1 protein-coding gene is annotated in these 1,254 nt (G+C 61.3%); it reads left to right on the top strand.

Annotated elements, in window-relative coordinates; genetic code table 11:
• The first annotated feature begins 80 nt into the window (after positions 1–80).
• Positions 81–1,225 (top strand): IS3 family transposase gene (locus tag IWX63_RS16655; RefSeq protein WP_199279260.1). Its coding sequence is split into 2 segments (ribosomal slippage): positions 81–342 and positions 342–1,225, totalling 1,146 coding nucleotides; the frame shifts between segments, so codons are not numbered across the junction.
• Positions 1,226–1,254 lie beyond the last annotated feature (29 nt).

Raw genomic sequence — 1,254 nt, 5'->3', positions numbered from 1 at the left:
TGGTCGGGTCCCCGGGTAGGAGTCCGGTGTCTGTGTGAGTTTCGCATCCGATAATGGATGCAGGAGGAGATTCACTAGTTATGGCACGTAGACATACCCCTGATCAGGTCATCGCGAAGGTCCGTCAGGGCCAGAAGATGCTCAACGACGGCCGACCGATGATCGAGGTCATCAAGGAGCTGCAGGTTACTGAGGCGACCTGGTACCGGTGGCTGAATCAATACGGCAGCGAGAAGGCCGAGTCCACCAAACGCACGAAAGAGCTGGAGAAGGAAAACGCCAGGCTTAAGAAGCTGTTAGCCGATCAAGTCCTCGCCAATGACATTTTGAGCGAGGTGGCGCGGGGAAAATTCTGAGCCCCGAACCCCGCCGCCGTGCGGTTCGCATGGCGCAGGAGAAGTTCGGGGCGTCCGAAAGGTTCGCCTGCAAAGTGCTGGGGCAGAACCGGTCCGCCCTGCGCAAAGGCCGCCCGGAGGTCAGCTTCGAGGAGCAGCACCTGCGCGCCGATCTACGCGCGGTGGCGAAGAAGCACCCGGTGTGGGGTTGGCGCAAAGCCCGCTGGCACCTGCTGGCCCAGCCGGCCTGGGATGGTGCGGCGCTAAATAAGAAGCGCGTCCGCCGGCTCTGGCGCCTTGAAGGGCTGACCTGTAAGCCCAAGGCGAGGAAGAAGCGCAGGACCGGCCCCGGCGCCGGGGAGCAGAAACGGTTGAGGGCCGAGTATCCGATGCATGTGGTCAGCTTCGACTTCCAATCCGATGTCACCTCCTGCGGGCGGCACATCCGGTTCTTCAACGTGATTGATGAATACACCCGCACCGCTTTGGCGGTCATCCCGCGCCGGTCGTTCACCGCCACGGATGTGGTCGCCGTGCTGGAGAACATTATCGCCGAGACCGGTGTGGTGCCCACCTATGTCCGCTCGGATAACGGGCCGGAATTTACCGCGGCCGCGCTGATCGACTGGTGCTCCACCGCCGGGGTGGAGACCGCGTTCATCGACCCGGGATCGCCGTGGCAGAACGGGTTCGCCGAGTCATTCAATGCCCAGTTCAGAAGGGAACAACTCACCGGCGAGATCATGGACACCATGGCCGAAGCAAAGTATCTGGCCGGGGAATGGAAAGACATCTACAATCATGAACGGCCCCACGGATCCCTCGACGGAATGACACCGAACCGATACTGGAAACGCTGGACCGCAGAAAACCAATTAGCTATCGCATAGACGCTGGACTGCTAACGGGGGCCCAACCA

Origin of the sequence: Arthrobacter sp. CAN_A2 (assembly GCF_015752045.1) — a bacterium.
Classification (GTDB): domain Bacteria; phylum Actinomycetota; class Actinomycetes; order Actinomycetales; family Micrococcaceae; genus Arthrobacter_D.
The sequence above is the reverse complement of the archived record's forward strand: the minus strand, read 5'-3'. Positions and strand labels throughout refer to the sequence as shown.